Annotated in this window: 17 protein-coding genes, 6 tRNA genes and 1 pseudogene; 10 read left to right on the top strand and 14 right to left on the bottom strand. The window is 74.7% G+C overall.

Features of this window, described 5'->3' with window-relative positions; genetic code table 11:
• Window positions 1-75 precede the first annotated feature (75 nt).
• The 3 genes from thrS to PUR56_RS19105 all read right to left on the bottom strand — a co-directional run bounded on the left by thrS (window position 76) and on the right by PUR56_RS19105 (window position 3914).
• Window positions 76-2055, bottom strand: a complete 1980-nt coding sequence (gene thrS / locus PUR56_RS19115; RefSeq protein ID WP_329949829.1) for a threonine--tRNA ligase — start codon at window positions 2053-2055, stop codon at window positions 76-78.
• Between the two features lie 99 nt (window positions 2056-2154).
• Entirely contained in the window at window positions 2155-3327 is a 1173-nt protein-coding gene (locus PUR56_RS19110; RefSeq protein WP_329949828.1) for a hypothetical protein, read from the bottom strand.
• Window positions 3328-3359: 32 nt separating this feature from the next.
• Window positions 3360-3914 carry a DUF4365 domain-containing protein gene (locus PUR56_RS19105; protein ID WP_329949827.1) on the bottom strand — a complete coding sequence of 185 codons (555 nt, stop codon included), beginning with the start codon at window positions 3912-3914 and terminating at the stop codon, window positions 3360-3362.
• A gap of 154 nt (window positions 3915-4068) precedes the next feature.
• On the opposite strand from PUR56_RS19105, the gene PUR56_RS19100 reads away from it, so the two are divergent.
• Window positions 4069-4836, top strand: a complete 768-nt coding sequence (locus PUR56_RS19100; protein ID WP_329949826.1) for an exonuclease domain-containing protein — start codon at window positions 4069-4071, stop codon at window positions 4834-4836.
• A 94-nt stretch (window positions 4837-4930) separates the two neighbouring features.
• Here PUR56_RS19100 and PUR56_RS19095 read toward each other — a convergent pair.
• The 3 genes from PUR56_RS19095 to PUR56_RS19085 form a co-directional block, all read right to left on the bottom strand.
• Window positions 4931-5002, bottom strand: a tRNA-Val gene (locus PUR56_RS19095).
• 209 nt (window positions 5003-5211) lie between these two features.
• Window positions 5212-5283 (bottom strand) — tRNA-Val (locus PUR56_RS19090).
• 156 nt (window positions 5284-5439) lie between these two features.
• Window positions 5440-5964 carry a TIGR02611 family protein gene (locus PUR56_RS19085; protein ID WP_329949825.1) on the bottom strand — a complete coding sequence of 175 codons (525 nt, stop codon included), beginning with the start codon at window positions 5962-5964 and terminating at the stop codon, window positions 5440-5442.
• A 194-nt stretch (window positions 5965-6158) separates the two neighbouring features.
• Between PUR56_RS19085 and PUR56_RS19080 the strand changes: the two genes are divergently transcribed.
• Window positions 6159-6572: an SsgA family sporulation/cell division regulator gene (locus PUR56_RS19080; RefSeq protein WP_030056266.1), complete on the top strand. Its 414-nt coding sequence runs from the start codon at window positions 6159-6161 to the stop codon at window positions 6570-6572.
• A 411-nt stretch (window positions 6573-6983) separates the two neighbouring features.
• Window positions 6984-7553 (top strand): CGNR zinc finger domain-containing protein, encoded by a 570-nt coding sequence (locus PUR56_RS19075; protein WP_329882277.1) that lies wholly within the window; start codon window positions 6984-6986, stop codon window positions 7551-7553.
• Between the two features lie 122 nt (window positions 7554-7675).
• Here PUR56_RS19075 and PUR56_RS19070 read toward each other — a convergent pair whose 3' ends face one another.
• A complete protein-coding gene (locus PUR56_RS19070; RefSeq protein ID WP_329949824.1) occupies window positions 7676-8191 on the bottom strand; it encodes a hypothetical protein in 516 nt (171 codons plus the stop codon).
• Window positions 8192-8353: 162 nt separating this feature from the next.
• On the opposite strand from PUR56_RS19070, the gene PUR56_RS19065 reads away from it, so the two are divergent.
• A complete protein-coding gene (locus PUR56_RS19065) occupies window positions 8354-8854 on the top strand; it encodes a DsbA family protein (protein ID WP_329949823.1) in 501 nt (166 codons plus the stop codon).
• A 22-nt stretch (window positions 8855-8876) separates the two neighbouring features.
• Here PUR56_RS19065 and PUR56_RS19060 read toward each other — a convergent pair whose 3' ends face one another.
• The 3 genes from PUR56_RS19060 to PUR56_RS19050 all read right to left on the bottom strand — a co-directional run bounded on the left by PUR56_RS19060 (window position 8877) and on the right by PUR56_RS19050 (window position 11757).
• Window positions 8877-9719 (bottom strand): GNAT family N-acetyltransferase, encoded by an 843-nt coding sequence (locus tag PUR56_RS19060; RefSeq protein ID WP_329882280.1) that lies wholly within the window; start codon window positions 9717-9719, stop codon window positions 8877-8879.
• A gap of 70 nt (window positions 9720-9789) precedes the next feature.
• Window positions 9790-10620 carry an aminotransferase class IV gene (locus PUR56_RS19055; RefSeq protein ID WP_329949822.1) on the bottom strand — a complete coding sequence of 277 codons (831 nt, stop codon included), beginning with the start codon at window positions 10618-10620 and terminating at the stop codon, window positions 9790-9792.
• A gap of 81 nt (window positions 10621-10701) precedes the next feature.
• Window positions 10702-11757, bottom strand: a complete 1056-nt coding sequence (locus tag PUR56_RS19050) for a chorismate-binding protein (protein ID WP_329949821.1) — start codon at window positions 11755-11757, stop codon at window positions 10702-10704.
• 298 nt (window positions 11758-12055) lie between these two features.
• Here PUR56_RS19050 and PUR56_RS19045 point away from each other — a divergent pair.
• The 4 genes from PUR56_RS19045 to PUR56_RS19030 all read left to right on the top strand — a co-directional run bounded on the left by PUR56_RS19045 (window position 12056) and on the right by PUR56_RS19030 (window position 12460).
• Window positions 12056-12128: transfer RNA gene (locus tag PUR56_RS19045), tRNA-Gly, on the top strand.
• Window positions 12129-12168: 40 nt separating this feature from the next.
• Window positions 12169-12242, top strand: a tRNA-Cys gene (locus PUR56_RS19040).
• Window positions 12243-12275: 33 nt separating this feature from the next.
• A tRNA-Val gene (locus tag PUR56_RS19035) sits at window positions 12276-12347 on the top strand.
• A gap of 41 nt (window positions 12348-12388) precedes the next feature.
• Window positions 12389-12460: transfer RNA gene (locus tag PUR56_RS19030), tRNA-Val, on the top strand.
• A gap of 341 nt (window positions 12461-12801) precedes the next feature.
• Here PUR56_RS19030 and PUR56_RS19025 read toward each other — a convergent pair.
• Window positions 12802-13002: a hypothetical protein gene (locus PUR56_RS19025; protein ID WP_329882283.1), complete on the bottom strand. Its 201-nt coding sequence runs from the start codon at window positions 13000-13002 to the stop codon at window positions 12802-12804.
• A gap of 416 nt (window positions 13003-13418) precedes the next feature.
• Here PUR56_RS19025 and PUR56_RS19020 point away from each other — a divergent pair.
• Window positions 13419-14885: pseudogene (locus tag PUR56_RS19020) on the top strand (serine/threonine-protein kinase); the annotation flags it as partial.
• 786 nt (window positions 14886-15671) lie between these two features.
• On the opposite strand, the gene PUR56_RS19015 reads toward PUR56_RS19020, so the two are convergent.
• Entirely contained in the window at window positions 15672-16478 is an 807-nt protein-coding gene (locus PUR56_RS19015; RefSeq protein WP_329949820.1) for a TrmH family RNA methyltransferase, read from the bottom strand.
• Window positions 16479-16576: 98 nt separating this feature from the next.
• On the opposite strand from PUR56_RS19015, the gene PUR56_RS19010 reads away from it, so the two are divergent.
• Entirely contained in the window at window positions 16577-19345 is a 2769-nt protein-coding gene (locus PUR56_RS19010; protein ID WP_329949819.1) for a SpoIIE family protein phosphatase, read from the top strand.
• Window positions 19346-19403: 58 nt separating this feature from the next.
• Here PUR56_RS19010 and cobA read toward each other — a convergent pair whose 3' ends face one another.
• Window positions 19404-20666 (bottom strand): uroporphyrinogen-III C-methyltransferase, encoded by a 1263-nt coding sequence (gene cobA, locus PUR56_RS19005; RefSeq protein WP_329949818.1) that lies wholly within the window; start codon window positions 20664-20666, stop codon window positions 19404-19406.
• Between the two features lie 104 nt (window positions 20667-20770).
• Entirely contained in the window at window positions 20771-24604 is a 3834-nt protein-coding gene (gene cobT, locus PUR56_RS19000) for a nicotinate-nucleotide--dimethylbenzimidazole phosphoribosyltransferase (protein WP_329949817.1), read from the bottom strand.
• Window positions 24605-24742: the final 138 nt, after the last annotated feature.

Below are 24742 nucleotides of genomic sequence, written 5' to 3'. Positions count from 1 at the left end.
GCCCGGCCGTTCTTGCAAAGCAGCGCGGGGCAGACTCCCGAGGAGCCCGCCCCGCGCTCACGCGTGACCGTGGTGTCACACCTGGATGCGGCGCTCCACGGCGTCCACGATCTCGGCGACCGCGTCGGCCACCGGGACGCCGTTCTTCTGCTCGCCGTTGCGGTAGCGGAAGGACACCGCACCCGCCTCGACGTCGTCGTTGCCGGCGATCAGCATGAACGGGGTCTTGCTCTTCTGGGCGTTGCGGATCTTCTTCTGCATCCGGTCGTCCGAGGTGTCGACCTCGACCCGGATGCCGCGCTGCTTCAGCTCGGCCGCGACCTCCAGCAGGTACGGCACGTGCTCGTCGGTGATCGGGATGCCGGTCACCGTGACCGGGGCCAGCCACGGCGGCATGGCACCGGCGTAGTGCTCCAGCAGCACCGCGAAGAACCGCTCGATCGAGCCGAACAGCGCCCGGTGGATCATGACCGGCCGCTGGCGCGAGCCGTCCGCCGCGGTGAACTCCAGGTCGAAGCGGTCGGGCAGGTTGAAGTCCAGCTGGATGGTGCTCATCTGCCAGGTGCGGCCGATGGCGTCCTTCGCCTGCACCGAGATCTTCGGGCCGTAGAAGGCCGCGCCGCCCGGGTCCGGCACCAGCGGCAGGCCCTGCTTCTCGGCCACGGCGGCGAGGACGGCGGTGGCCTCCTCCCACGCGTCGTCCGAGCCGACGAACTTCTCCGGGTCCTTGGTGGACAGCTCCAGGTAGAAGTCGTTCAGGCCGTAGTCGCGCAGCAGGTTGAGCACGAAGGTGAGCGTCGAGTCGAGCTCGTCGGCCATCTGCTCACGGGTGCAGTAGATGTGCGCGTCGTCCTGGGTGAAGCCGCGGGCGCGGGTCAGGCCGTGCACCACGCCGGACTTCTCGTACCGGTACACCGTGCCGAACTCGAAGAGACGCAGCGGCAGTTCGCGGTACGAGCGGCCACGCGCGTCGAAGATCAGGTTGTGCATCGGGCAGTTCATCGGCTTGAGGTAGTAGTCCACGCCCTCGTCGAGCTGCATGGGCGGGTACATGCCGTCCGCGTACCAGTCGAGGTGGCCGCTCTTCTCGAAGAGCTTCCCCTTGGTGGCGTGCGGGGTGTAGACGAACTCGTAGCCCTCCTCCTCGTGCCGGCGGCGCGAGTAGTCCTCCATGGCGCGGCGGATGATGCCGCCCCTGGGGTGGAAGACCGCGAGGCCGGAGCCGATCTCCTCGGGGATGGAGAAGAGGTCGAGCTCGCTGCCGAGCTTGCGGTGGTCGCGCTTGGCGGCCTCCTCCAGGAACTCCAGGTGCGCCTTGAGCGCGTCCTTGGTCGGCCAGGCGGTGCCGTAGAGGCGCTGGAGCATGGGGTTCTTCTCGCTGCCGCGCCAGTAGGCGGCGGCCGAGCGCATGATCTTGAACGCCGGGATCATCCGGGTCGACGGCAGGTGCGGGCCGCGGCAGAGGTCGCCCCAGCACAGCTCGCCGGACTTCGGGTCCAGGTTGTCGTAGATGCTCAGCTCGCCGGCGCCGACCTCGACGTCGGCACCCTCGCCGGCGGTGGCGGCGGAGCCCTTGAGGCCGATCAGCTCCAGCTTGTACGGCTCGCCGGCCAGCTCCTCGCGGGCGGCCTCGTCGGTGACCACCCGGCGGGAGAACTTCTGCCCGCGCTTGATGATCTCCTGCATCTTCTTCTCGACGGCCTTGAGGTCGTCGGGGTGGAACGGCTTCTCGACGTCGAAGTCGTAGTAGAAGCCGTCCTTGACCGGCGGGCCGATGCCGAGCTTGGCCTCCGGGAAGAGCTGCTGCACGGCCTGGGCCATGACGTGCGCGGTGGAGTGGCGCAGGATGTCGAGGCCGTCCTTGCTGCCGATCTCGACCGGCTCGACCTCGTCGCCGTCCTGGACGGCGTACGCGAGGTCCTTGAGCTGGCCGCCGACGCGGGCGGCGATGATCGAACGGTCGTCGGCGAAGAGCTCGGCGGCCGTGGTGCCCGTGGTCACCACGCGCTCTTCCCGATCGGGTTCGCGGCTGATGATTACCCGGACGTCCGTCACCGGTCTCTCCTGACGTGCTGGATTCGTAGGACGCAACACTTCGCTGCGCGTGACGATGGTACCGAGACCGGTGGCCCCGCCGTCACCTCCGTATCCTCCCTACCCGTCGCCCAGGGTCTTGAGCAGCCGCTCCCGCTCCGCCTCCTCCAGCCCGCAGGGCTCCAGGCCGGTGGGCCGGGTGAGCCGGCGGAAGCCGCCGCGCCGTTCGAGCCGGCCGCTGACCTTGACCGGGGTGCCGGCCAGGTGGGCCTCGGCGGCCAGCCGGTAGGCGGGATCGGGCAGGCGGACCTTGACCTCGTCGACCTCGGCGCCGCCGAGCACCCGCAGGCGGACGCTGCCGGGGCCCGCCGGGTCGGCGCGCTTGAGCCGGACGACGACGCCGACGACGGTGACGGCGACGGCGGGCTCGATGCGTTCGAGCAGCTCCGCGGCCTCCGCGAGGGCGGGCAGGTCGCCGGGCGAGAACTCCAGGGCGATCCGGCGGTCGCCGAAACCGCCGGGGGTCCCGGCGACGGCCGACCAGGCGACGGTGAGCCGGCTCGCGGTGGCGCCGCGCACCAGCTCCTCGACGGATTCGACCAGCTCGCGGCTGACGCCGGACTGGACGGCGTTCTCGAAGGCCTCCGCACCGCCGCTGACCCGGCGGTAGTCGACGGCGTCGCGCAGCGCCTCCAGGGCGCGGACCAGGGTGGTGACCGCGGCCCGGCCCTCGGGGGCGGGGGTGTAGGCGGTGAGGCCGGGGCCGCCGGAGACCACCAGGACGCGGTCGAGGAAGTCCCCGGCCCAGCTGTCGAGGCGGGCTCCGAAGTACGCGGCCCGGGTGCGGCCGGCCTTGGCGCCGGCCGCGAGCATGGCGCGCGCCGCCCGCTGAAGCCGTTCGGTGTCGTCCCAGGGCACCGTCGCGGGAGCGGAGCCCGGCGGGCCGGCGAGGTCGCGGCGCCACTGGAGCTCGTCGCCGGGGACGGCCAGGGCGAGCAGGATCGCGCGGGCGGAGGGGCTGGCGGAGCGGGAGAGCGCGGTGACGGCGTCGGCGAGGAGGTCGACGGCGTCGTCGAAGCCGTCACCGGCGGGGACGATCAGGCTGGTGCCGGGGTCGGTGCCGTCGGGGGGCGTCCAGCGGCCGTACCGGGCGGAGGGCCCGCCGCGCCGGACCCAGCCGTGCCGGGCCAGCAGGGTGGCGAGCACCGCGGGGTCGACGGCGGCCGGGTCGGGCAGCGCCCGGGCCTGCGGCTCGCGGGGACCGGGGCGCAGTGGCCCGTGGGGCAGTGTCATGGTGCGGCTCCTCCCGGCCGGGGGCCGGGCCGTCACGGGCTGCCGCCCGCGCCGACCCTGGCCATGATGTCGCACAGTGCGCGGTCGTCGAAGACCTTCGCGGTGGGTACCCGGACGTTGGTCCGGCGCTGCCCGGTGACCGGGTGGCCGGCCAGGTTGACCCAGTAGCAGCAGTGCCGCAGCTCCAGCGCGTCCGGCCGGGCCGCGAGCCAGTGGTCGACCCGGCGGGGCAGCAGCATGACGACGAGGATGCGGGGCACCGCGACCCGGGGGCGGGCGAGCTTGCGCAGGTGGTCGTTGTCGAGGGTGAAGCTGAAGTACGGGCCGCGCGGATGGGGGGCGATCTGCTGGGTGGCCTTCAGCTGGATCTTGACGGTCACCTCGTCGTCGATCTCGTGGACCCGGGAGCCGTGACTGACCTGCCAGTCGATGCCGTTGTCGGGGAACGGCTGGGAGAGCGAGCAGCCGGCCGCGGCGGCGACCGCGTGCAGGTAGCCGACCTGCAGGGTCTCCATGCAGGCGGTCACCGCCAGGTTGCCCCGCAGGGCGGCCTCCGCCTCGTCGGGCTGCGGCTGGGTCAGTGCCATCGCCGGGTTCCTCCCCCCGTCCCCCCCGGGCCCGTCCCGATTCGAACAGGGCACCTGTCGGCAGGGTGCCCGGCCGGTGGTGCGCCAAACGGTTGAGGGGACGTCAGGAGCGGGTATCACCAGGGCGGGAACGCGCTGTATCCGAGGGGCAGTCATGCAGCAGCACTGGTTCACCGGCCCGATCGCCTCCTTCGACACCGAGACCACCGGCGTGGACGTCGAGACCGACCGCATCGTGTCGGCCGCCCTGGTGGTCCAACTCGCCCCGGGCGCCGCCCCGCAGGCGACCACCTGGCTGGCCGACCCCGGCGTGCCGATACCGGACGGTGCCCGCGCCGTGCACGGCATCACCGACGAACGGGTCCGGGCGTTCGGCCGCCCGGCGCGGACGGTGGTGGCGGAGATCGCCGCCGCGCTGGCGGCGCAGGCCCGGGCCGGCCGCCCGGTCGCGGTGATGAACGCGCCCTACGATCTGACCCTGCTCGACCGGGAGTTGCGCCGGCACCGCGGGGTCACGCTGACGGACGCGGTGGGCCCGGCCGGCCTGCTGATACTGGATCCACGGGTGCTGGACAAGCACGTGGACCGGTACCGCAAGGGCCGCCGGACGCTGACCGACCTGTGCGCGCACTACGGGGTGCAGCTGGCCGGGGCGCACGACGCGGCGGCGGACGCGGCGGCGACGCTGGCGGTGGTCCGGACGATCGGTGCGCGCCATCCGGCCGCGCTGGGCGGGCTGACGGTGGCGGAGCTGCACCTGCGGCAGGCGGTCTGGCACGCGGCACAGGCCCGGGGGTTGCAGGCGTGGTTCGACCGGTCGGGGGCGGACGAGCGGGTGGACCTGTCCTGGCCGCTGCGGCCGGCCCGGTGCGGATGCGGGCGACGGCTGTCCCCGGACCACAGGTGCGAGATGGCGGCGTAGCGCGGCGGGGCCGTTCCGGGCGCCCGGCGTTCGGTGTGCGCGCGAACGCCGCAGGCCCCGACCGGTCTCCGGTCGGGGCCTGCATGCTGTCCGGTGGGCGATACTGGGATCGAACCAGTGACCCCTTCGGTGTGAACGAAGTGCTCTCCCGCTGAGCTAATCGCCCGGGCAACGAGAAGAACTGTAGCACCATTCGGGGGGTGCGGTACAACTCGCTTCCCCGGGGTGCCGGTCGACACATCCGCAGAACTCGCACTCCGCACGGAAGATGACTGGGCCTCAGTTCATTCCCGGGCGATGTTCACCGGATTGTGGAAATACATGTGAGGCCCAGCCGATTATCGGCTGGGCCTCACATATCACAATGCATTCCGGTGGGCGATACTGGGATCGAACCAGTGACCCCTTCGGTGTGAACGAAGTGCTCTCCCGCTGAGCTAATCGCCCGGGTGCAGGGAAAACATTACCGCATCCCACGGGGTGGTCCGAACACGCTCACCCCGGCCCCCGGAACGGCCGCCTCACCCGGACGGCGCACCGGCCGGCCCCCGCTCCCCGGCCGGACCGCACACGGTCCGTACCCGGTCCGCGACGGACCCCCGCTCAGTCCTCGTCGATCTTCCAGGGCATGACCAGCCCGTACTTCCACAGGTACCAGCCGCCGATCCCGGCGATCACCGTCAGGCCGATCACCGTGAGCGTGATGTTGCGGCGGCGGACCCGCGGGTCCAGGGCCTTCTGGGCCGCCTCGGCCACCTTCCGCCGGGTCCAGCGCAGCGCCAGCTGGGCCCAGACGAACTCGGTCGCCCAGATGCCCATGCCCAGGAAGATGACCACCCAGCCGGGCCCGGGCAGCGGCAGCATGATCACGCCGAGCACCACCACCGCCAGGCCGATCAGGAAGACGGCCACCTGCCAGCTCAGGTGCAGCGGGCGGGAGCGGCGGATGAAGTGCGGCGCGCGTGAGCCCAGCGGCCGGCCACCGTCCGTGTCCGCCCCCGTACCCCCACCGTCGCCGTCGTCGTTCCCCGGCCCCGTCGGCACCCCCGTGTCGTCCGGCACGATCACATCCCCCGTTCCCGTGTTCCCGCCCGCGTCACCGCGTGCCTTGTCGCTTCGCACAGTCATGCCAGGAAACTAACCGAGAAGCGGGCCGGTAATGCCCTGCGGGGCACTCTGTGGCGATTCCGCAATGCGCCGTAAGGGGTACGACTCGCGCCCGAATCGGGACAGAGGGGTTTACATCGGTCTTGGAGGTGGGATGGTCCGTTCGCCGACGTGCGATTCCCCGAGCGCACACTGAGCGAAAGGCCATGGCGCTTATGAACACCACGGTCAGCTGCGAGCTGCACCTGCGCCTCATCGTGTCCAGCGAGTCCTCACTGCCCGTCCCCGCGGGTCTGCGCTACGACACCGCCGACCCCTATGCCGTGCACGCCACGTTCCACACCGGCGCCGACGAGACCGTGGAGTGGGTGTTCGCCCGAGATCTCCTTGCGGAGGGGCTGCACCGACCCACGGGTACCGGCGACGTCCGGGTCTGGCCGTCGCGCAGCCACGGGCAAGGGGTGGTCTGCATCGCGCTGAGCTCTCCGGAAGGAGAAGCCCTGCTGGAGGCCCCGGCCCGAGCGCTTGAGTCGTTCCTCAAGCGGACGGACGCCGCCGTACCCCCCGGCACCGAACACCGTCACTTCGACCTCGACCGGGAGCTGTCCCACATCCTCGCCGAAAGCTGACCCCGACCGGAGGCGGTCACGCCCCGCTGTCGGCGGGGTCGTACCTCCTGCCGTCACCGCAGCCGTCCTACTCGGGGGCACGGCAGCAAACTCAGCCGCGCACGACGCGGTCTCGGGGCCGGTGAAACGATTCGCCCCCATCAGGGGCGGGCCGGAGCACCGAAGGCGCCCGGCAGTGAGGCCGGCCACCCGCAGGGGTGGCCGGCCTCACTGCCGGGCGCAGGCGTCTTCCGGGCGGGCCGGCCGCCGGTCGCTCCCGGCCCCCTCCCGCCCGCCCTCTCCGCCCGTACTGACGAGATCCGTACGCACCTTCGAAGGAAGCCGGCACCGTGTGCGGCGCGGCCCGGTAAGGTCTGGGAGTGACCGTAGTCGCGGGGCGCCGACGGCCCCCTCCGCGCGAGGAGCCCCCACGTGCTGATCACCCATGACACCGAGTGCGCGCTGAGCATCCTCGTCGAGCTGCTCAACACCGCACCCGAGGTGTGCGGCACCGAGCTGCTGCCCGACGTGGCCGCGCTAGACGCCTTCGTGATCCGCCAGGAGATCAGCGAGGTCGACTCCCTCACCGACGGCGACCTGCGCCGGGTGCACGAGCTGCGGACGCAGCTGCGCGAGGTCTTCGGGACGGAGTCCACCGAGGAGGCCGCCGAGCTGGTGAACGCCCTGGTCGCCGCCGCCGGCACGACACCCCGGCTCACCAACCACGACCACCACGGGTGGCACATCCACTACTTCGCGCCGCACGCCGCGCTCGGTGACCACCTGGCCGCCGAGCTGGGCATGGCGCTGGCCTTCATCCTCACCGCCGGCGAACGCGAGCGGCTGCGCCGCTGCGAGGCACCGGACTGCGCACGGGTCTTCGTCGACCTCTCGCGCAACCGCTCGCGGCGCTACTGCGACAGCCGGACCTGCGGGAACCGGCTGCACGTCGCCGCCTACCGGGCGCGCCAGCGGTCCGCCGAGTCGGTGCCCTCGGCCTGACCGCCGGTCCCGGCCCCGAACGGGGCGGGCGGGGGTTCGGGCCGTCGTTCGGGCGACGGGCCCGACGGCAGGCCGAAACCGCCGGACCGGGTCCCGGTCCGGCGCGGGCGGGCCGCTTCGGCTCAGATCCCGCGGCGGCGCAGGATCTCCTCGATGTCGGAGAAGTCCCCGAGCCCGTCGTCCCGCTTGGCCTGTTTCGCCGGCTTCTGCTGCTTCGCCGGCTTCTGCGGCTCGGCCTGCCTCGCCGGATCGAACGGCGCGGTGCCCGTGACACCGCCGGGATCCGCGCCGACGGCCGGGCGTGCGGGAGCCGGACCGGCCGCCGGACGCGCCCCGCCCCCGGCGACGGCGCCGCGACGGCCCGCCCAACGGGTGGTGGCCAGCAGCGCGGCCGAGACGCCCAGCAGCACGATGCCGGTCCAGACCCGGGGGTCGAAGACCAGCTTCGTCGCCCAGTCCGCCAGCTCGCTGCCGATGGTCCGGGCCACCGGGAAGAGGCCGGTCAGGTAGAGACCGGCCGGCACCAGCGCGAACGCGAACCAACGGGTCGCGGAGAGGAAGCGCCGGCGGTACGCGCGCAGGCCCGCGACGGCCACCCCGGCCGCCGTCAGCGCGAAGCTCACCGCCGCCGTCAGCACGGCCGCGTCCCGTCGTCGGCCGCCGCCCGCGCACCGCGCGCCGCTCGGCCGGTCGGCCTGTCAGTCGAACTGGTCATCTCGTCGGACCTCCCGTCGCTCCGGTCTGGCCGGGCCCGACCGCCGCCGGGACGGCACGGAGCCCACTAGTGGAACACTGGGGGCATGATCGAAGGTTCCCTCCCCCGTCTCGAGTTCTGGTGCGAGCTCCAGTGTCCGGACTGCCGCACCGCCCTGGACGACGTCCGGACGCTGCGCGCCCGGTACGGCGACGCGCTCCCCGTCGAGCTGCGCCACTTCCCGCTGGAGAAGCACAAGCACGCCTACGCCGCGGCGGAGGCCGCCGAGGAGGCGTTCGCGCAGGGCTTGGGGTGGCCGTACGTCGAGGCGCTGCTGGACCGCGTCGAGGAGCTGGAGTCGCGCGGCACCGAGGTGCTGCTGGAGGTGGCGCGGGAGGTCGGGGTGGACGCCGAGGAGGTGGACACCGCGCTGGTGGACGGGCGGCACATGCTGATCGTCGACGCCGACCAGGCCGAGGGCAAGGCGATCGGCGTGCAGGGCACGCCGACCTACGTGATCGCCGGACAGCGACTGGACGGCGGACGGAGCCAGGACGGCCTGCTGGACCGGATCGTCGCCGTCATCGAGGCGGCGCAGCGCTCCTGACGGCCCGTCGGCGGATCCGGCGTCAGATCAGCGTCTTGCCGTAGACGCGGTTGGTCACCCGGTAGCCGAGCGACTCGTAGAGCCGGATCGCGACCTCGTTGCCGCTGAAGACGTTCAGCCCCAGGTCGCGGACCCCGGCGGCCAGGCACTCCCGTTCCGCGAGCAGCATCAGCGCCCGGCCGTGGCCGTGGCCCCGGTGGGCCTCGGCCACCTCGACCACCATCACCCAGGCCAGCGGCGCGCCGTCGGACAGGTCGCGGACCCGCAGGGCCAGCCAGAGCGAGCCCAGCGGGTCCGGCCCGGCACCCCTCAGCCGGCGCAGCGCGACACCGGGGGTGCCGGCCCCCAGGGGCAGCAGGTTCAGGTGGTCGGCGTCGGACTTGGCGCGGGCCTGCTCCTCCGCGAGACCGGACGAGACCAGGTCGCGCAGATAGCCCTCCTTGGCGTCCGCGAGCCAGTCCGGGAACTCCTCCGCGCCGATCGGGTGCGCGGTGAGGCCGGGCGGCAGCGCGGGCGGCGCGGTGAGGCGCTTGGCCATGTTCCGCATCCGCTCGCTGTAGCCGAGGGTGACCGCGAGCGAGCGCGCGAGCTGCGAGGACTCGGGGATGTCGGCGTCCACCCGGGTACAGCCCCAGCCGCGCAGCACCTCCTCGGCCGCCAGGGCGCCGAACGTTCCGCGCCCCCGCCCGCGCCCTTCGTGCACCTCCAACTCGGCTATCTCGCCCCAGAGTTGCCCGCCGCGCGGAACGAGGCTGGTGCGCAGGGCGCCGACCGGCCGGCCGTTGGCGCAGATCCGCCAGCGTCTGGTGCGGCCGCCGGCGGCGGTGGGTGTCTCCGGGCCCTCTGGGCGCAGCGTGGTGGTCATGCCGGGGTCCCTTCCCGCCGCCCGGGTGTTCTACCCGCCGGGGTGGGGGGGCCGGGAGCCCCGGCGGCGCTCAGGGGTCCAGGTCGTCGGCGCTGCGCTCGGCGAAGACCGCCATGGCCTTGGTCGTCACCGGACCGGGCCCGGCCAGTTCGTGGCCGTCGACGCGGGTGACGGCCTGGACGTCGCGCAGGGTGGAGGTCAGGAAGACCTCCTCGGCCCGCTGGAGCGCGTCGAGCGGCAGGTCGGCCTCCTGGGCGCCGCACCAGTCGATGACGAGCCGGCGGGTGATGCCGGCCAGGCAGCCGGAGGAGAGCTGCGGGGTGAGCAGGGTTCCGTCGAGCACGACGAAGACGTTGGACCCGGTGCCCTCGCAGAGCCGGCCGGCGGTGTTGGCGAGGATCGCCTCGGAGGCGCGGGCCCGGTGGGCGGCGGCGAGGGCGACGACGTTCTCGGCGTACGAGGTGGTCTTCAGACCGGCGACGGCGCTGTGCTCGTTGCGGCGCCAGGGGACGACCGCGACGGCGGTGGTGTCGGGGCGGCGGGCGGCGGTGCCGAGGGAGACGACCAGGGTGGGGGCGTCGTCGCCGCGTTCGGAGCCGAGCGGGGCGACGCCACCGGTGTAGGTGACGCGCAGCCGGCCGAGCGGCACGGGGTTGGCGTCGAGGACCTGGGCGCAGGCCTCGCGGACCCGGTCGTGGTCGGGATCGGGCAGGCCGAGGCCGCGGGCCGAGCGGGTGAGCCGGTCGAGGTGGCGGGTGAGCGCGAAGGCCCGGCCGTCGACGGCCTTCAGGGTCTCGAAGACTCCGTCGCCGGTGGTGAGTCCGTGGTCGAGGACGGACAGGGCGGGGTCGGCGGAGTCGACGAGGGACCCGTTGACCCAGCTGGTGGTGGGGTGCTGCATCGAGGGCTGCTCCTCGTGGGTGGGGCGTGGGCGGGTCGGTTCCGGCCGGGGTCCGGAGACCGCGCCGGGGCGTTCCGGCTCTCAGTCGGTGGGGGTGTCGGTGCCCGACGCTATCGCGACCAGGCGGGCGGCCTTCAGTTCGGTTTCCGCCCACTCGCGGTCGGGGTCGGATCCCCAGGTGATGCCGGCACCGGTGCCGAAGCGGAGCTCGGGGGCGGCCGGGTCGGTCCGGTCGATCCAGAAGGTGCGGATGCCGACGGCGAGTTCGCCCTCGCCGCGGTCGGCGTCGACCCAGCCGACGGCCCCGCAGTAGGGGCCGCGCGGGGCGGTCTCCAGCGCCTCGATGATGCGCAGGGCGCTGGACTTGGGGGCCCCGGTCACCGAGCCGGGCGGGAAGGCGGCGGAGAGCAGTTCGGGCCAGCCGGCGTCCTCGCGCAGGGTCCCTTCGACGGTGGAGACCAGGTGGACCAGGCCGGGGTGCTTCTCGACGGCGCAGAGGTCCGGGACGCTGACGCTGCCGGTGGCGCAGACCCGTCCGAGGTCGTTGCGGACCAGGTCGACGATCATCACGTTCTCGGCGTGGTCCTTGTCGAGGAGGTCGTCCTCGGTGCGGCCGGTGCCCTTGATCGGGCCGGAGGAGACGGTGCGGCCGGTACGGCGCAGGTACAGCTCGGGCGAGGCGGTGGCGATCTCCACGCCGTGGCCGGGCAGCCGGACGGTGCCGGCGTAGGGCGCGGGGTTGCCGTGCGCGAGCAGGCCGGTGAGGGCGTCGACGTCGGTGCGGTCCGGGTCCGGCAGCGGCGCGGACAGCACGCGGCAGAGGTTCGCCTGGTAGACCTCGCCGGCCGCGATGTGCTCCCTGATCCGGCGGACGCCCGCGGTGTAGGAGGCGTGGTCGAGCGAGCTGCGCCAGCGGTCGGCGGCCGGTCCCCGCCAGCCCGCGCCGGACGGGGGCGCGGGGGCCGGGCGGACGTCGTCGAAGCGGGCACAGGTGAGCCGGCCCTCGAAGTCGTGGACGACGGCCCAGTAGCCGGCGGAGTCGAGGGCCGCCGGATCCGAGGTGACGTCGCGCAGCCCGGTCGCGAGGCGGCCGCCGAAGCGGGCGAGGGGGATGTGGGGGGCGGGGTGGCCGGACACGGGTCTCCTGCACGGGCTTGCTCGGTTGCGGTGCCTGAAGTGTAGGTCGGGGGGCGTGAGCAGAGTCGGGCATCGCGCGGGCGTGCGCCGGATGACCTGCGGGTGTCACTCAGGGTGCCGTTCGCCTCCCGACGGGGCCGTCCCGCGGGGTCGGCGCGGGCCCGGCCCGCGGCCGCCCGGCGGGCACCCCGGCGGCACGCTGCGGGAACGGATTTTTAGCTGGCCCGGGAATCCGCTAGAGTTCAACACGTCGCCAGGGAGCGCAGCCGGGAAAAACGGTGAAGATCCCGGGAGACAGGCGGACGTGGCTCAGTTGGTAGAGCATCACCTTGCCAAGGTGAGGGTCGCGAGTTCGAATCTCGTCGTCCGCTCGATGGAGAACAGTGTAAGATCGTTCTTCGAGTGTTGCCTGGTGGAGTGGCCGAGAGGCGAGGCAACGGCCTGCAAAGCCGTCTACACGGGTTCAAATCCCGTCTCCACCTCCAAGAGGACTCCCGGTTCCACCGGGTGACCTCCCCGCGCGATTAGCTCAGCGGGAGAGCACTACCTTGACACGGTAGGGGTCACTGGTTCAATCCCAGTATCGCGCACGTCGGATCCTCCGGGGTCTGCTGCAGGACCGCCGCACCAGGCGCGATTAGCTCAGCGGGAGAGCACTACCTTGACACGGTAGGGGTCACTGGTTCAATCCCAGTATCGCGCACAGTAACGGCCGGGGCCGCGACTCTGAAGAGTCGCGGCCCCGGCCTTTTGCGTGCTCCGAACCGCCCGAACCACGTGCCCGGCTGCGGGTCCCGTGCGGACGCGGGGGAAGCGTCGGGGGGTCGGCCGACAGCCTCGAAAGACAGAAGAGCCGCGTACGGTCGCCCTCACCGACGACCGTACGCGGCATCTCCTCCTGCCGGGGTGCTCTGCGCACCGCTCTCGCCCGTCCGCGTGTCAACGCGGTCGCGGCCTCCCCGGCGGCACCGGCTCCCCGTCCCCAGGGGATCCAGTGCCCGTTCTGTGGGCCGGCCCGGAGGCCGACCGGTCCCGGCCGGTGGGTCAGTGGCCGATCAGATCGGCGACCGCCTGAGCCTGGGTCGCCATCTGCTCCCAGCCCCCGAACAGGCTGACCAGCAGCACCGCGCAGGGCAGTGCCATGGCCACCGCCACGGCCGGGTGCCTGGTGGGCTCCGCGGCCTGGGGCTGAGTGAAGGCCGGCCGACGGCGGCGGGAGGTCGTTCCCGTGAGCTGCGCTGCCATGCCCTGACTCCTGATTCGTGAGCAGTTCTGTGTGAAGGTGGACGCGGTGGACGGCTTACCTCGGGGGACGAGCTCCCCGTCCACCGCTGAGGACAACGCTATGGCCCGAGGGGTTCGGTGGGCGTCATGCCGTCGTACTGTTCTCCGGGCCTCCCGGAGGATGACGCTCGGACCTGGGGACTACTACCGCAGGGGGAGACGTCCTCCGTCGCACCCCCGGGGGAACCCTGAGGGGCGACCCCGAGAAACGTTTCAGCAGCCGCGTCCCGAGGTCAGTCCAAGATCGGACTATCGGACGGTGGCTTGAGGTGTTGCGTATCAGCACACCGCAGCAGGCAGTCCGTAAGCTGTGCCAGACAGGAACTGACGACGCCCCAACCGACGGGGCCTCACCCACGGTCTGACGGGGAACGAAGATGGCGATGATGCGGCTGAGGCGTGAGGACCCCCGCATCGTCGGGCCGTACCGCCTGCACCGGCGGCTGGGAGCCGGTGGGATGGGGGTGGTCTATCTCGGCTCGGACCGCCGGGGGCAGCGCGTCGCACTCAAGCTGATCCGGGCCGAACTGGCCGAGGACATCGAGTTCCGCACCCGCTTCGCCCGCGAGATCGCCGCCGCCTCCAAGATCCGGGGCGCCTGCACCGCCCGCGTGATGGGCTCCGACATCGAGGCCGACCGCCCCTGGCTGGCCACCGCGTACGTCCCCGGGCCGTCGCTGTACAAGCGGGTCGGCGACGACGGACCGCTGAGCTGGCCCGAAGCGGCCCGGATCGGAGCCGCGCTCGCCGACGGGCTGGTCAAGGTGCACGAGGCCGGGGTCGTCCACCGGGACCTCAAGCCGTCCAACATCCTGCTCTCGCCACGCGGCCCGCGCATCATCGACTTCGGTATCGCCTGGTCCCGCGGGGCCAGCACCCTGACCCACGTCGGCACGGCGGTCGGCTCCCCGGGCTTCCTCGCGCCCGAGCAGGTCCGGGGGGCCGCCGTCACGCCCGCGACCGACGTCTTCGCCTTCGGGGCCACCCTGGCGTACGCGCTCACCGGCGACACCCCGTTCGGTTCGGGCGCCTCCTCGGAGGTCATGCTCTACCGGGTCGTCCACGAGGAACCCGACCTCACCGCGGTACCGCCCCAGCTGGCACCGCTGATCCGGGCCTGCCTGGCCAAGGAGCCCGCCGAACGGCCCGGCGCCGCCGCCCTGCACGAGCGGCTGAGCGAGCTGGCCGCGCGCGGCACCGCGGCGGGCGGAGCCTCCGGCGGGACGTTCGGACGGAACCGCGGCTCCTCCGACGGCAGTACGGCACGCGACGCCGCGGCGGAGCGGAACGGGGCGGCCCCGGGTGGCGCCGCCGCAGCCGCCCCCGGGGCGACCCGGCCGCTCACCGCGCGCGGCACCGAGGGGCGGCCCGGAGCCGCCGTCCGGCCGGCCGGCAGCGTCCCGCCGGGACCACCGGCCGCCGCCCCGCGCGGTGTCCCGGCCCCCGGGCGGGCAGCGGACCCGGCAGCGGCCTCGCGCGCCCGCGCCGGAGCGGTGGGCCGGCCCGCCGGACCCCCCGGCGGGCCGCCGCGACGTGCCCCCGGCCAGGGCGGGCAGGCGGCCACCGCACCGCTCCCCCGGCCCGACGCGGCCCAGGCCACCCGGCCGATGCGCGAACGCCAGCAGACCCCTCCGCCCGGCCGCCCCGGTGCGCCCGGCGGCGCGCGGGAGCGGGACCGGCGGCCGGCCCGGCCGCGCGGGCGGGCCCAGGACCGGCAGCACACACCCGTACCGGGCGGCCGTCCGGGTGCGGCCCGGCAGCGACTGCTCCGGCAGCGCCTCGTGGTCTTCGTCACCGTGACGGTCGGGGTCGCGCTCGCCATCGCCGCGGCGCAGGGGTGCGAGAACCGGGAGAACCAGGGGATGCGGCCCTCGGCCTCGGCCCCGGCGGCGCCGGGTGCGGGCGAGCAGCAGGGTGGCGCGGCCCCGCCGTCGACCCCCGCCCAGGGCCCGGCGGGCTCGGCCGGCACCGGCCTCTCCGCCGACGGCATCGCCCAGTCCGCCTCTCCGCTCACCGCTGCGGCGCGCGCGAGCGCGGTGGCCGGCGAGGGCGCGCTGGGCCCGGCACAGGGCGCCGGGCCCGCCGTGGACTGGCCGAACCGCGCCTACCCCGATCCGGCGAGCGGAGCGGCCGTCACCCTGCGCGACGGCCGCTCCGCGGGGACCGGACCCCAGGTCGTCCTGAGCGCCGTACTCCCGGCGCGGTACAAGGGGGCTCCGGCGGCCCTGGTGGTGCTGCGCCGCTCCGAGGGCTCGGTGCCGGTCGACCTCGTCCAGCTGTTCTCCTTCAACGGGGACGCGCCGGTCGCGCTGGCCTCCCGTTCCTCGGCCGCGGATCCGCAGGCCACGGCGACCTGGCGGCTGGAGAACGGTGCGCTGGTCCGGGAGGAGCGGGTCGCCCAGACGGGTTCGGCCACCTCGACCCGGTACACGGTGCGCGCGGACGGCACCCTGGAGGAGTCCTGGCCGGGCTCCGGCTCCACCACGCCGGCCGTCACCGCTCCGCCCGCCGCGGCTCCCGCCCCGCCCACCGCCCCGACGGGCTGAGGGCCACCGGGCCGAGGGCCCGCCCGGATCGGGCCCGGCGCACCGGACGTCGGACCGGCCGACGTCCCGTGCGCACCGGATCCGTCAGGCCGCGGTGACGGCGTAGAAGGCGACGGCCGCCGCCGCACCGACGTTGAGCGAGTCGATGCCGTGCGCCATCGGGATGCGGACCGCGTGGTCGGCGGCCCCGACGGCGGCCCGGGTGAGGCCGTCGCCCTCCGCGCCGAGCATCAGGGCGGCCTTGGGCAGGCGGTGGGGCGCCAGGCCGGCGAGGTCGACGGCGCTCTCGGCGGGGGTGAGGGCCAGCAGGCTGAACCCGGCGGCGCGGACCGCGTCCAGCGCGGCCGGCCACGGGTCCAGGCGGGCGTACGGCACGGCGAAGACGGCGCCCATCGAGACCTTGACCGCACGCCGGTAGAGCGGGTCGGCGCAGTCGGGCGAGAGCAGGACGGCGTCCATGCCGAGCGCCGCGGCGCTGCGGAAGATCGCGCCGAGGTTGGTGTGGTCGACCAGGCCTTCGAGGACGGCCACCCGGCGGGCTCCGGCCAGCACCTCGGCGGCGTCCGGCAGCGGTCGGCGTTCCATCGAGGCGAGGGCCCCGCGGTGGACGTGGTACCCGGTGACGGCCTCGGCCAGCGCGGGCTCGACGACGTGGACGGGGGCGTCGGCGTCCGCGATGACGTCGGCCATCACGTCCAGCCACCTGGCGGTCAGCAGCATCGACCGCATCCGGTAGCCGGCCGCCAGCGCGCGGCGGATGACCTTCTCGCCCTCGGCGATGAAGAGGCCCTCGGCGGGTTCGCGGCGGCGGCGGAGTTCGACGTCGGTCAGGCCGGTGTAGTCGGCGAGGCGCGGGTCGGCGGGGTCGGTGATGGTGCTGGGTTCGGACACCCTGCGATCTTGCCAAGCCGGGCCGGGGAAGGCCAAACGGCCCAAGGGTCGGGGGTGGTGCCCTTGGCCCCCTGCCGGGCGGAGTGCAAATATGACGTATGGCCCGTTTTCCGGGCCGATCCTGGGCTCCGTCGGCCGCTGGTGCATCCGGTTCCACCACCTCGCCCCGATCCACCGGTACCGCCGGCTCCGCCGGTGGGCGCCCACACGGTCGGCACCAGCAACCCCGAGCGGCCCGACAGGGGCCGGCGAAGAGCCGGTCGGTGGCGGGACAGGTGTTCGCGCTGCAGGTCGTGGTGGTCCTGCTGCTGGTGGCCGCGGCCGTCGTCGCACTGGTCGTCCAGTCCCGCAACGACGCCCGGCAGGAGGCGACCAACCGGTCGGTGGCGGTCGCCCAGACCTTCGCCAACTCGCCCGGCATGGTCGAGGCGCTGCGCTCCCCCGACCCGACCGCGATCCTCCAGCCCAAGGCGCAGTCGGTGGCGGTCAACGCGGGTGTGGACTTCGTCGTCGTGCTCAACACCGACGGCATCCGCTTCACCCACCCCAACCCGGACCGGATCGGTCAGAAGTTCGTGGGGACCTACCAGCCCGCCCTCCAGGGACAGGTCGTGGTCGAGCAGGTCGTCGGCACCATCGGACCCCTGGTGCAGGCGATCGTGCCGGTGCACGCGCCGGACGGCCAGGTGGTCGGGATGGTGTCCGCCGGCATCACGATCGCCAATGTGAGCAGCGCGAGCGAACGGCAGCTGCCGGTGGTGCTGGGCGCGGCCGCCATCGCGCTCGGGCTGGCCACCTGCGGCACGGCGCTGGTCAGCCGCCGGCTGCGGCGGCAGACGCACGGGCTCGGGCCGGCCGAGATGACGCGGATGTACGAGCACCACGCGGCGGTGCTGCACGCGGTGCGCGAGGGCGTGCTGATCATCGGCGGTGACGGGCTGCTGCTGCTCTGCAACGACGAGGCACGCCGGTTGCTGGACCTCCCGGCGGACGCCGAGGGCCGGCCGGTCGCCGAACTGGGGCTCGACCGGGCGCCCGCGGAGCTGCTGACCGCCGGGCGGGCGGTCACCGACGAGGTCGTGCTCGCCGGTGAGCGGCTGCTCGCGGTGAACGTCCGGCCGACCGACCAGGACGGCGGGCCGCCCGGCTCGGTCGCCACGCTGCGCGACTCGACCGAGCTGATGGCCCTGACCGGGCGGGCCGAGGTCGCGCAACGACGGCTGCGGCTGCTGTACGACGCCGGGGTGGCGGTCGGCAGCACGCTGGACGTCGAACGGACCGCGGAGGAACTGGCGCAGGTCACGGTGGGGCGGTTCGCGGACTACGTCACCATCGACCTCGCCGAACAGGTGCTGGCGGGCGAGGAACCGCCGCCCGGTCCGGACCTGGGGCGGATGCGCCGGGCGGCGTTCGCCGGGGTGCGGGACGACTCGCCGTTCTACCCGGTGGGAACGGTGCTGGAGGTGGTGCCGTCGACGCCGCTGGCGGGCGCCCTGCACAGCGGACTGCCGGCGGTCGAGCCGCGGCTCGCGGAGGCGTCGGCCTGGCGGGACCAGGACCCGGAGCGGGCGGCGCAGGTGCTCGCGTACGGGGTGCACTCGCTGGTGCGGGTCCCGGTGAAGGCCCGCGGCGTGCTGCTGGGAGTGGCCCGGTTCTGGCGCTCGGAGCGGACGGACGCCTTCGAGGAGGACGACCTGGCGCTCGCCGAGGAGCTGGTCGCGCACGCGGCCGTCTGCATCGACAACGCGCGCCGCTACACCCGGGAGCACGCGATGGCGGTGACCCTGCAGCACAGCCTCCTGCCGCGGAGCCTGCCGGACCAGAACGCGCTGGACGTGGCGCACCGGTACCTGCCGGCGCAGGCCGGGGTGGGCGGGGACTGGTTCGACGTGATCCCGCTGCCCGGCGCGCGGGTGGCGCTGGTGGTCGGCGACGTGGTGGGGCACGGGCTGCACGCGGCGGCGACCATGGGCCGGCTGCGGACGGCGATCCACAACTTCTCGACCCTCGACCTGCCGCCGGACGAACTGCTCGGGCACCTGGACGAGCTGGTCAACCGGATCGACCAGGAGGAGTCGGCGACCGGCGGCCCGGCGGCGGTGACGGGTGCCACCTGCCTGTACCTGATCTACGACCCGGTGTCCCGGCGGTGCACGCTGGCCAGTGCCGGGCACCCGCCGCCGGCGCTCGTCGGGCCGGACGGGCACGTGGTCTACCCGGAGCTGCCGACCGGGCCGCCGCTGGGGCTGGCGGTACTGCCCTTCGAGACGGTCGAGCTGGAGGTCGCCGAGGGCAGTCGGCTGGTGCTGTACACCGACGGGCTGGTGGAGGACCGCGAGCGGGACATCGACGAGGGGCTGGAGCTGCTGCGGGCCGCACTCGCCGGGCCGCCGAGGACGCCGGAGCAGACCTGTGCGGACGTGCTGGGGGCGCTGCTGCCGGCGCGGCCGCAGGACGACATCGCGCTGCTCGTGGCGCGGACCCACGTGCTGTCGCCGGACCGGGTGGCGGAGTGGGAGGTGCCGTCCGACCCGGCGGCGGTGGGCGGGGTGCGGGCGGCGGTGGCCGAACGGCTGGAGGAGTGGGGGCTGGAGGAGGCGGCGTTCGTCACCGAGCTGATCCTGAGCGAGCTGGTCACCAACGCGATCCGCTACGGGACGGGGCCGATCCGGGTCCGGCTGCTCCGTGACCGGTCGCTGATCTGCGAGGTGTCGGACACCAGCAGCACCTCGCCGCACCTGAAGTACGCGGCCACCACGGACGAGGGCGGGCGCGGGCTCTTCCTGGTCGCCCAGTTCGCCGACCGGTGGGGCACGCGGTACACGGCCACCGGGAAGGTGATCTGGACGGAGCAGCCGCTGGAGTAGCGGCCGGCGGGGGCGCCGCCCGGCCCCGGGCCCGTGGGCCCGGGGCCGGAGCCGGAGGTCAGGACCGGGCGGGGGCGGTGCCGGACGCGGCGGCCAGGACGTCCACGACGTCGCCGACGACGATGACCGCGGGGGGCTTGATCTGCTCGGCCTCGACGGTGGCGGCGACGGTGGCCAGGGTCGCGTCCACCCGGCGCTGGGCGGCGGTCGTGCCCTCCTGGACGACGGCCACCGGGGTGTCCGCGGGGCGCCCGCCCTCGATCAGCCGGGCCGCGATCGCGCCGATCTTGTCGACCGCCATCAGCAGCACCAGCGTCCCGGTCATCCCGGCGAGCGCGTCCCAGTTGGTCAGCGAGCGCTCGTCGTCCGGGCCGACGTGACCGGAGACCACGGTGAACTCGTGCGTCATCCCCCGGTGGGTGACCGGCACGCCGACCGCCGCCGGCACGCTGATCGAGCTGGAGATGCCGGGCACCACCGTCACCGGCAGCCCGGCCTCCGCGCAGGCGAGCAGCTCCTCGCCGCCGCGCCCGAACACGTACGGGTCGCCGCCCTTCAGGCGGACGACGAACTTCCCGGCCTTGGCGTGCTCGACGAGCGTCCGGTTGATCGCCTCCTGGGCCATGAACCGGCCGTACGGGATCTTCGAGGCGTCGATCACCTCGACGTGCTCCGGCAGCTCGGCGAGCAGCTCGCGCGGCGCCAGCCGGTCGGCCACCACGACGTCGGCGTCGGCGAGCAGCCGGCGGCCCCGGACGGTGATCAGGTCCGGGTCGCCCGGACCGCCGCCGACCAGCGCCACCCCCGCACCGTGCGCACGGTACTGGCGGGCGGCGAGGGAGCCGTCCCGCAGCCCCTCCACGATCGAGTCGCGCAGGGCCGCTGAGTGGCGCGGATCCCCGGTGAGGACCGCGACCGTGGCACCCGCGTCACGCCCGCTGGCCGGCGTCCACGCCGTGGCCGCGGCCGCGTCGTCGCTGCGGGCGCAGAAGACCCGCTCGCGCTCGGCCTCCGCGCTGACCGCGGTGTTCACCGCCGGGTCGTCGGTGGCGACCAGCGCGTACCAGGTGTCGGCCAGGTCGCCGTCCCGGTAGCGCCGCTCGTGCCAGGCCAGCTCGCCCGCGTCGGCCATCGCCTGGACCGCCGGGGTGGTGACCGGGGATATCAGGTGCACGTCCGCGCCGGTGGCGAGCAGGGCGGGCAGCCGGCGCTGGGCGACGTGACCGCCGCCGACGACCACCACGCGGCGGCCGGCGAGCAGCAGGCCGACCGGGTACGGGGTGCGGCCCTCGGTGCTGGGGTGAGGGGTGGGCGCGGTCATCGGCGGTGCTCCTGGATCGGGTGAGGGTGGTGGGGGTACGCCGCCGCACCGCTCCGCGTCACGGCGCGCCCTCGGGCCGGTACGCGGAGCGGTGCGGGAGGGCGTCAGGCCTTCTCGGTGACCCCGGCGGAGTCGAACGTGGCTACATCGTGCATCGCCCGGGCCGCACTCTGCACCAGCGGCAGGGCCAGCAGGGCACCGGTGCCCTCACCGAGCCGCAGGTCGAGGTCGATCAGCGGACGCAGGCCCAGCTTGGTCAGCGCGGCCTGGTGGCCGGGCTCGGCCGAGCGGTGACCGGCGATGCAGGCAGCCAGCACCTCGGGGGCGATCGCCTTGGCGGCGAGCGCGGCCGAACCGGCGATCACACCGTCCAGGATCACCGGGGTGCGCAGCGAGGCGGCGCCGAGCAGGAAGCCGGCGATCGCCGCGTGCTCCAGACCGCCGACAGCGGCGAGGACGCCGATCGGGTCGGCCGGGTCCGGCTGGTGCAGGGCCAGCGCGGTGCGGATGACCTCGATCTTGCGGGCGTGCGTCGCGTCGTCGATGCCGGTGCCGCGCCCGGTGACCTCGGCCGGGTCCAGGCCGGTGAAGACCGAGATCAGGGCGGCGGAGGCGGTCGTGTTGGCGATCCCCATGTCACCGGTGACCAGGGCCTTGTTACCGGCCGCGACGAGGTCGCGGGCCGTCTCGATGCCGACCTCGATGGCCTTCAGGGCCTCCTCGCGGGTCATCGCGGGGCCCTTGGTCATGTCGTCGGTGCCGGGCTTGACCTTGCGCGGCAGCAGACCGGTGGTGCGGCCCTGCTGGATCGCGTCCGGCAGCTCGGCGGCCACGCCGACGTCGACCACACAGACCTCGGTGCCGATCTGGCGGGCGAAGGCGTTGACCACCGCTCCCCCGGCCAGGAAGTTGCCGACCATCTGGGCGGTCACCTCCTGCGGCCAGGGGCTGACCCCCTGGGCGTGCACGCCGTGGTCGCCTGCGAAGACCGCGACGCAGGCGGGCTCCGGGATCGGCGGCGGGCACTTGCGGGAGAGTCCGGAGAGCTGGGCGGAGATGATCTCCAGCATGCCGAGCGAGCCGGCCGGCTTGGTCATCCGCTTCTGCCGGTCCCAGGCCTCGCCGAGCGCCTTGGCGTCCAGCGGGCGGATACCGCGCAGGGTCTCGGAGAGCAGGCTGTGCGGCTCCTCGCCGGGCAGGGCGCGGTTGCCGTACTGCTCCTCGTGGACCACCCAGGAGAGCGGGCGCTTCTTGGCCCAGCCCTGCTGCTGGAGCTCGGGCTCGTCCGGGAAGGCGTCGACGAAGCCGACGCACAGGTAGGCGACGACCTCAAGGTGCTCCGGCAGGCCGAGCTCGCGGACCAGCTCCTCCTCGTCGAAGAAGCTCACCCAGCCGACGCCGAGGCCCTCGGCGCGGGCGGCCAGCCAGAGGTTCTCGACGGCGAGGGCCGCCGAGTAGGGGGCCATCTGCGGCTGGGTGTGCCGGCCCAGGGTGTGCCGGCCGCCGCGGGTGCGGTCGGCGGTGACCACGATGTTCACGGGCGTCTCGAGGATCGCCTCGATCTTGATTTCCTTGAACTGCTTGGCGCGGCCCTTGGGGAGCGAGTCGGCGTACGCCTCGCGCTGCCGCTCGGCCAGCCCGTGCATCTTGCGGCGGGTCTTGGCGGAGCGGATGACCACGAAGTCCCAGGGCTGCGAGTAGCCGACGCTGGGCGCGGTGTGGGCGGCCTCCAGGACCCGGATCAGCACCTCGTGCGGGATCGGGTCCGGGCGGAAGCCGTTGCGGATGTCGCGGCGCTCGCGGATCACCTGGTGGACGGCCTCGCGACCGGCCTCGTCGTAGCCGGGGGCCGCCGGGCCGCGCGGCTCGGCGGGTTCGGCCGGCTCGGCGGGTTCGGCGGCCTCCGCGAGGACCTCGGCGGGCACCGTGGCCTCAGCGGCTTCGGTGGCCTCCGTGGTCTCGGCGGGCTCGGCGGGCACCGTGGCATCGGCCGGGGCGGTGGCGTCGGTGCCGGGCTCGGCGGGCCGGACGGTCCCGGGCTCGACCGGGGCGGGGGCCTCGGCGGGCGACGGCTCCTCGGCGGGGGCCGGCTCGGCCGCGGCCGGAACCTCGGTGACCGGGGCCTCGGCAACCGGAACCCCGGCGGCCCGGAGGTCGGCGACGGGGGCCTCGGTGGCAGGGGTCTCGACGACGGGGGTCTCGGGTGCGGCCTGGGCCGCCTCGGCGGTCTCCCCGGCCTCCGGGGCCTGCACGACGGGCTGTCCGGCGGCGTCCACCGGCTCGGCGGGAACGGCCGGCTGGACCGCGTCGGCGGCACCGCCGTCCGCGGCCTCGACGGGCGCGGCGGCCTCGACGGGCGCGGCGGCCTCGACGGGCGCGATGGCCTCGACGGGCGCGACCGCGTCGGCCGGAGCGGTGTCCGCCGGGGCAGGCTCGGCGGCCGGGCCGGCGACGGACCGGCCGGAGGGCATCTCGCCGGTGCCCACGGCGGTCGCGGCGGCGGCCTCCGCGTTCTCGACGGGGCCGTCCACCGTCTCGGACACAGCGACGGCCGTCGGCTCGGCCGGGGCCGGCTCGGCGGCCGGGACGGCCTCGGGCGCCGGGGCGGTGGCCTCCGCCGCAGGCTGCCCGGCGAGCGCTATGGGCGCGGACTGCTGCGCCGCGTCCTCGGCGACGGCCGGCGCCGGCTCCACCGCCTCCACCTGGGGCAGACCGTGCGGCGTCGGGGCGGCGAGGAAGGCGGAGATCCGGCGGGGCTGTCCGGCCGGGGCGACGGGCTGCGCGACGGCGACCGGGGCCTCGACGGCGACCGGCTGCTCGGCGGACGGCTCCTCGGAGCTCGGCGCGTCGGTGCCCGGAGCCTCTCCCGCGGGCACGGCGGGGGCGGCCTCGGCCTGCACCGCCTCGGCCTGCGCGGGCTCGGTCGCCTCGACAGGCTGGGCAACGGGCTGGGCGACGGGCTCGGTGGCCGCGACGGCCTCAGGGGCCACCGGGACCTCGACGGCGGGGGCCTGCTGGACGTCGCCGTCCACGGGCTGCGGCACGGGCACGGCGTCCGGCACCGGCCGGACGTCCTGGGCCTGGGGCAAAGGCTGCACGTGCGGCACCGGCTGGGCCTGCACGACCGGGACGGCCTGCGGCTCCGGCTGGACGGCGGCCGGGATCACCGGGATGCCGTGCGCGGGCGTGCCGCCCTGCGAGGGTCCGCGGTCGGCGAGCGAGCGGACCGGGACCTGGCCGGTCATCAGGGACGGGTCCGGGATCGGCGGTCCGGCGTGCAGCGGACGGCGCGGCGCCTGGGCGGCCGCGGCCTGCTCCGGGCTCTGCTGGACGGGAACGGCCTGACCGGCCTGCGCCGGGAACGGCGCCTGCGGTGCGCCGTGGGCCTGCGGGACGGCCGGGTCGACGCCGAGCGGCGGCGGGTCCAGCGGCGGCCAGGACGGCTCGACCGGGGTGCCCGGCGCGACCTGCTGGTCGGCGGCGGTCGCGGCCGGCTCGCCCCACGAGCCCTGCGGGCCGGGCATGAGCAGGACGTCGTCCTCGTCGTCGAGCCCGTCCGGCTGGTCGGGCTGGTCGAGGAAGTGGAAGGCGGGGCGCGGGGCGCCCGGGTCCGCGGCCCAGCCCTCGCCGACGGCGCCCGGGACACCGGTGCCGACGGGAACGCCCGGGGCCTGGACGAAGCCGGGCGCGCCGAGCGGCGGGGCCTGGCCGGGGACACCCTGCGGCGGAAGGACACCCGCGCCGGGGGGCACCGCGCCCGGGAAGCCCGCACCCGGAACCGTGGGGTTCGGGATCAGCTGTCCGGGGACCGCACCGTCCGTCGCGACGCCCTGCACGGGTGCGACAGCCGCGACGCCCTCCGGGCCGCCGAGCGGGTCGGGCCCGGCGAGCAGGTGCTCCGGCAGTCCCTCGTTCGGGACGTGGCCGCCATCGGTCATGTCAAAGCTCCTTCCAGGCCGCTGCCGCGCCCTCGGCGACGCGATCACCGACCGCAGCGCCCATCCGCACGGGCCGGGCCTGCACCGGCCCGCCCCTCAACCACACATGGCCGCCGCGCCGAGGCGCTGCGGCCGAAG

The sequence above is a fragment of the Streptomyces sp. BE303 genome (assembly GCF_036290945.1).
Taxonomy (GTDB): Bacteria; Actinomycetota; Actinomycetes; order Streptomycetales; family Streptomycetaceae; genus Kitasatospora.
The sequence above is the reverse complement of the archived record's forward strand: the minus strand, read 5'-3'. Positions and strand labels throughout refer to the sequence as shown.

What these genes read in the sequence shown, in the direction of transcription:
- PUR56_RS19110 (WP_329949828.1), bottom strand. Translation starts at nt 3,327, where the DNA reads ATGACACTGCCCCACGGGCCACTGCGCCCCGGTCCCCGCGAGCCGCAG.
- PUR56_RS19105 (WP_329949827.1), bottom strand. Translation starts at nt 3,914, where the DNA reads ATGGCACTGACCCAGCCGCAGCCCGACGAGGCGGAGGCCGCCCTGCGG.
- PUR56_RS19100 (WP_329949826.1), top strand. Translation starts at nt 4,069, where the DNA reads ATGCAGCAGCACTGGTTCACCGGCCCGATCGCCTCCTTCGACACCGAG.
- PUR56_RS19085 (WP_329949825.1), bottom strand. Translation starts at nt 5,964, where the DNA reads ATGACTGTGCGAAGCGACAAGGCACGCGGTGACGCGGGCGGGAACACG.
- PUR56_RS19080 (WP_030056266.1), top strand. Translation starts at nt 6,159, where the DNA reads ATGAACACCACGGTCAGCTGCGAGCTGCACCTGCGCCTCATCGTGTCC.
- PUR56_RS19065 (WP_329949823.1), top strand. Translation starts at nt 8,354, where the DNA reads ATGATCGAAGGTTCCCTCCCCCGTCTCGAGTTCTGGTGCGAGCTCCAG.
- PUR56_RS19060 (WP_329882280.1), bottom strand. Translation starts at nt 9,719, where the DNA reads ATGACCACCACGCTGCGCCCAGAGGGCCCGGAGACACCCACCGCCGCC.
- PUR56_RS19055 (WP_329949822.1), bottom strand. Translation starts at nt 10,620, where the DNA reads ATGCAGCACCCCACCACCAGCTGGGTCAACGGGTCCCTCGTCGACTCC.
- PUR56_RS19025 (WP_329882283.1), bottom strand. Translation starts at nt 13,002, where the DNA reads ATGGCAGCGCAGCTCACGGGAACGACCTCCCGCCGCCGTCGGCCGGCC.
- PUR56_RS19010 (WP_329949819.1), top strand. Translation starts at nt 16,577, where the DNA reads ATGGCCCGTTTTCCGGGCCGATCCTGGGCTCCGTCGGCCGCTGGTGCA.
- cobA (WP_329949818.1), bottom strand. Translation starts at nt 20,666, where the DNA reads ATGACCGCGCCCACCCCTCACCCCAGCACCGAGGGCCGCACCCCGTAC.
- cobT (WP_329949817.1), bottom strand. Translation starts at nt 24,604, where the DNA reads ATGACCGATGGCGGCCACGTCCCGAACGAGGGACTGCCGGAGCACCTG.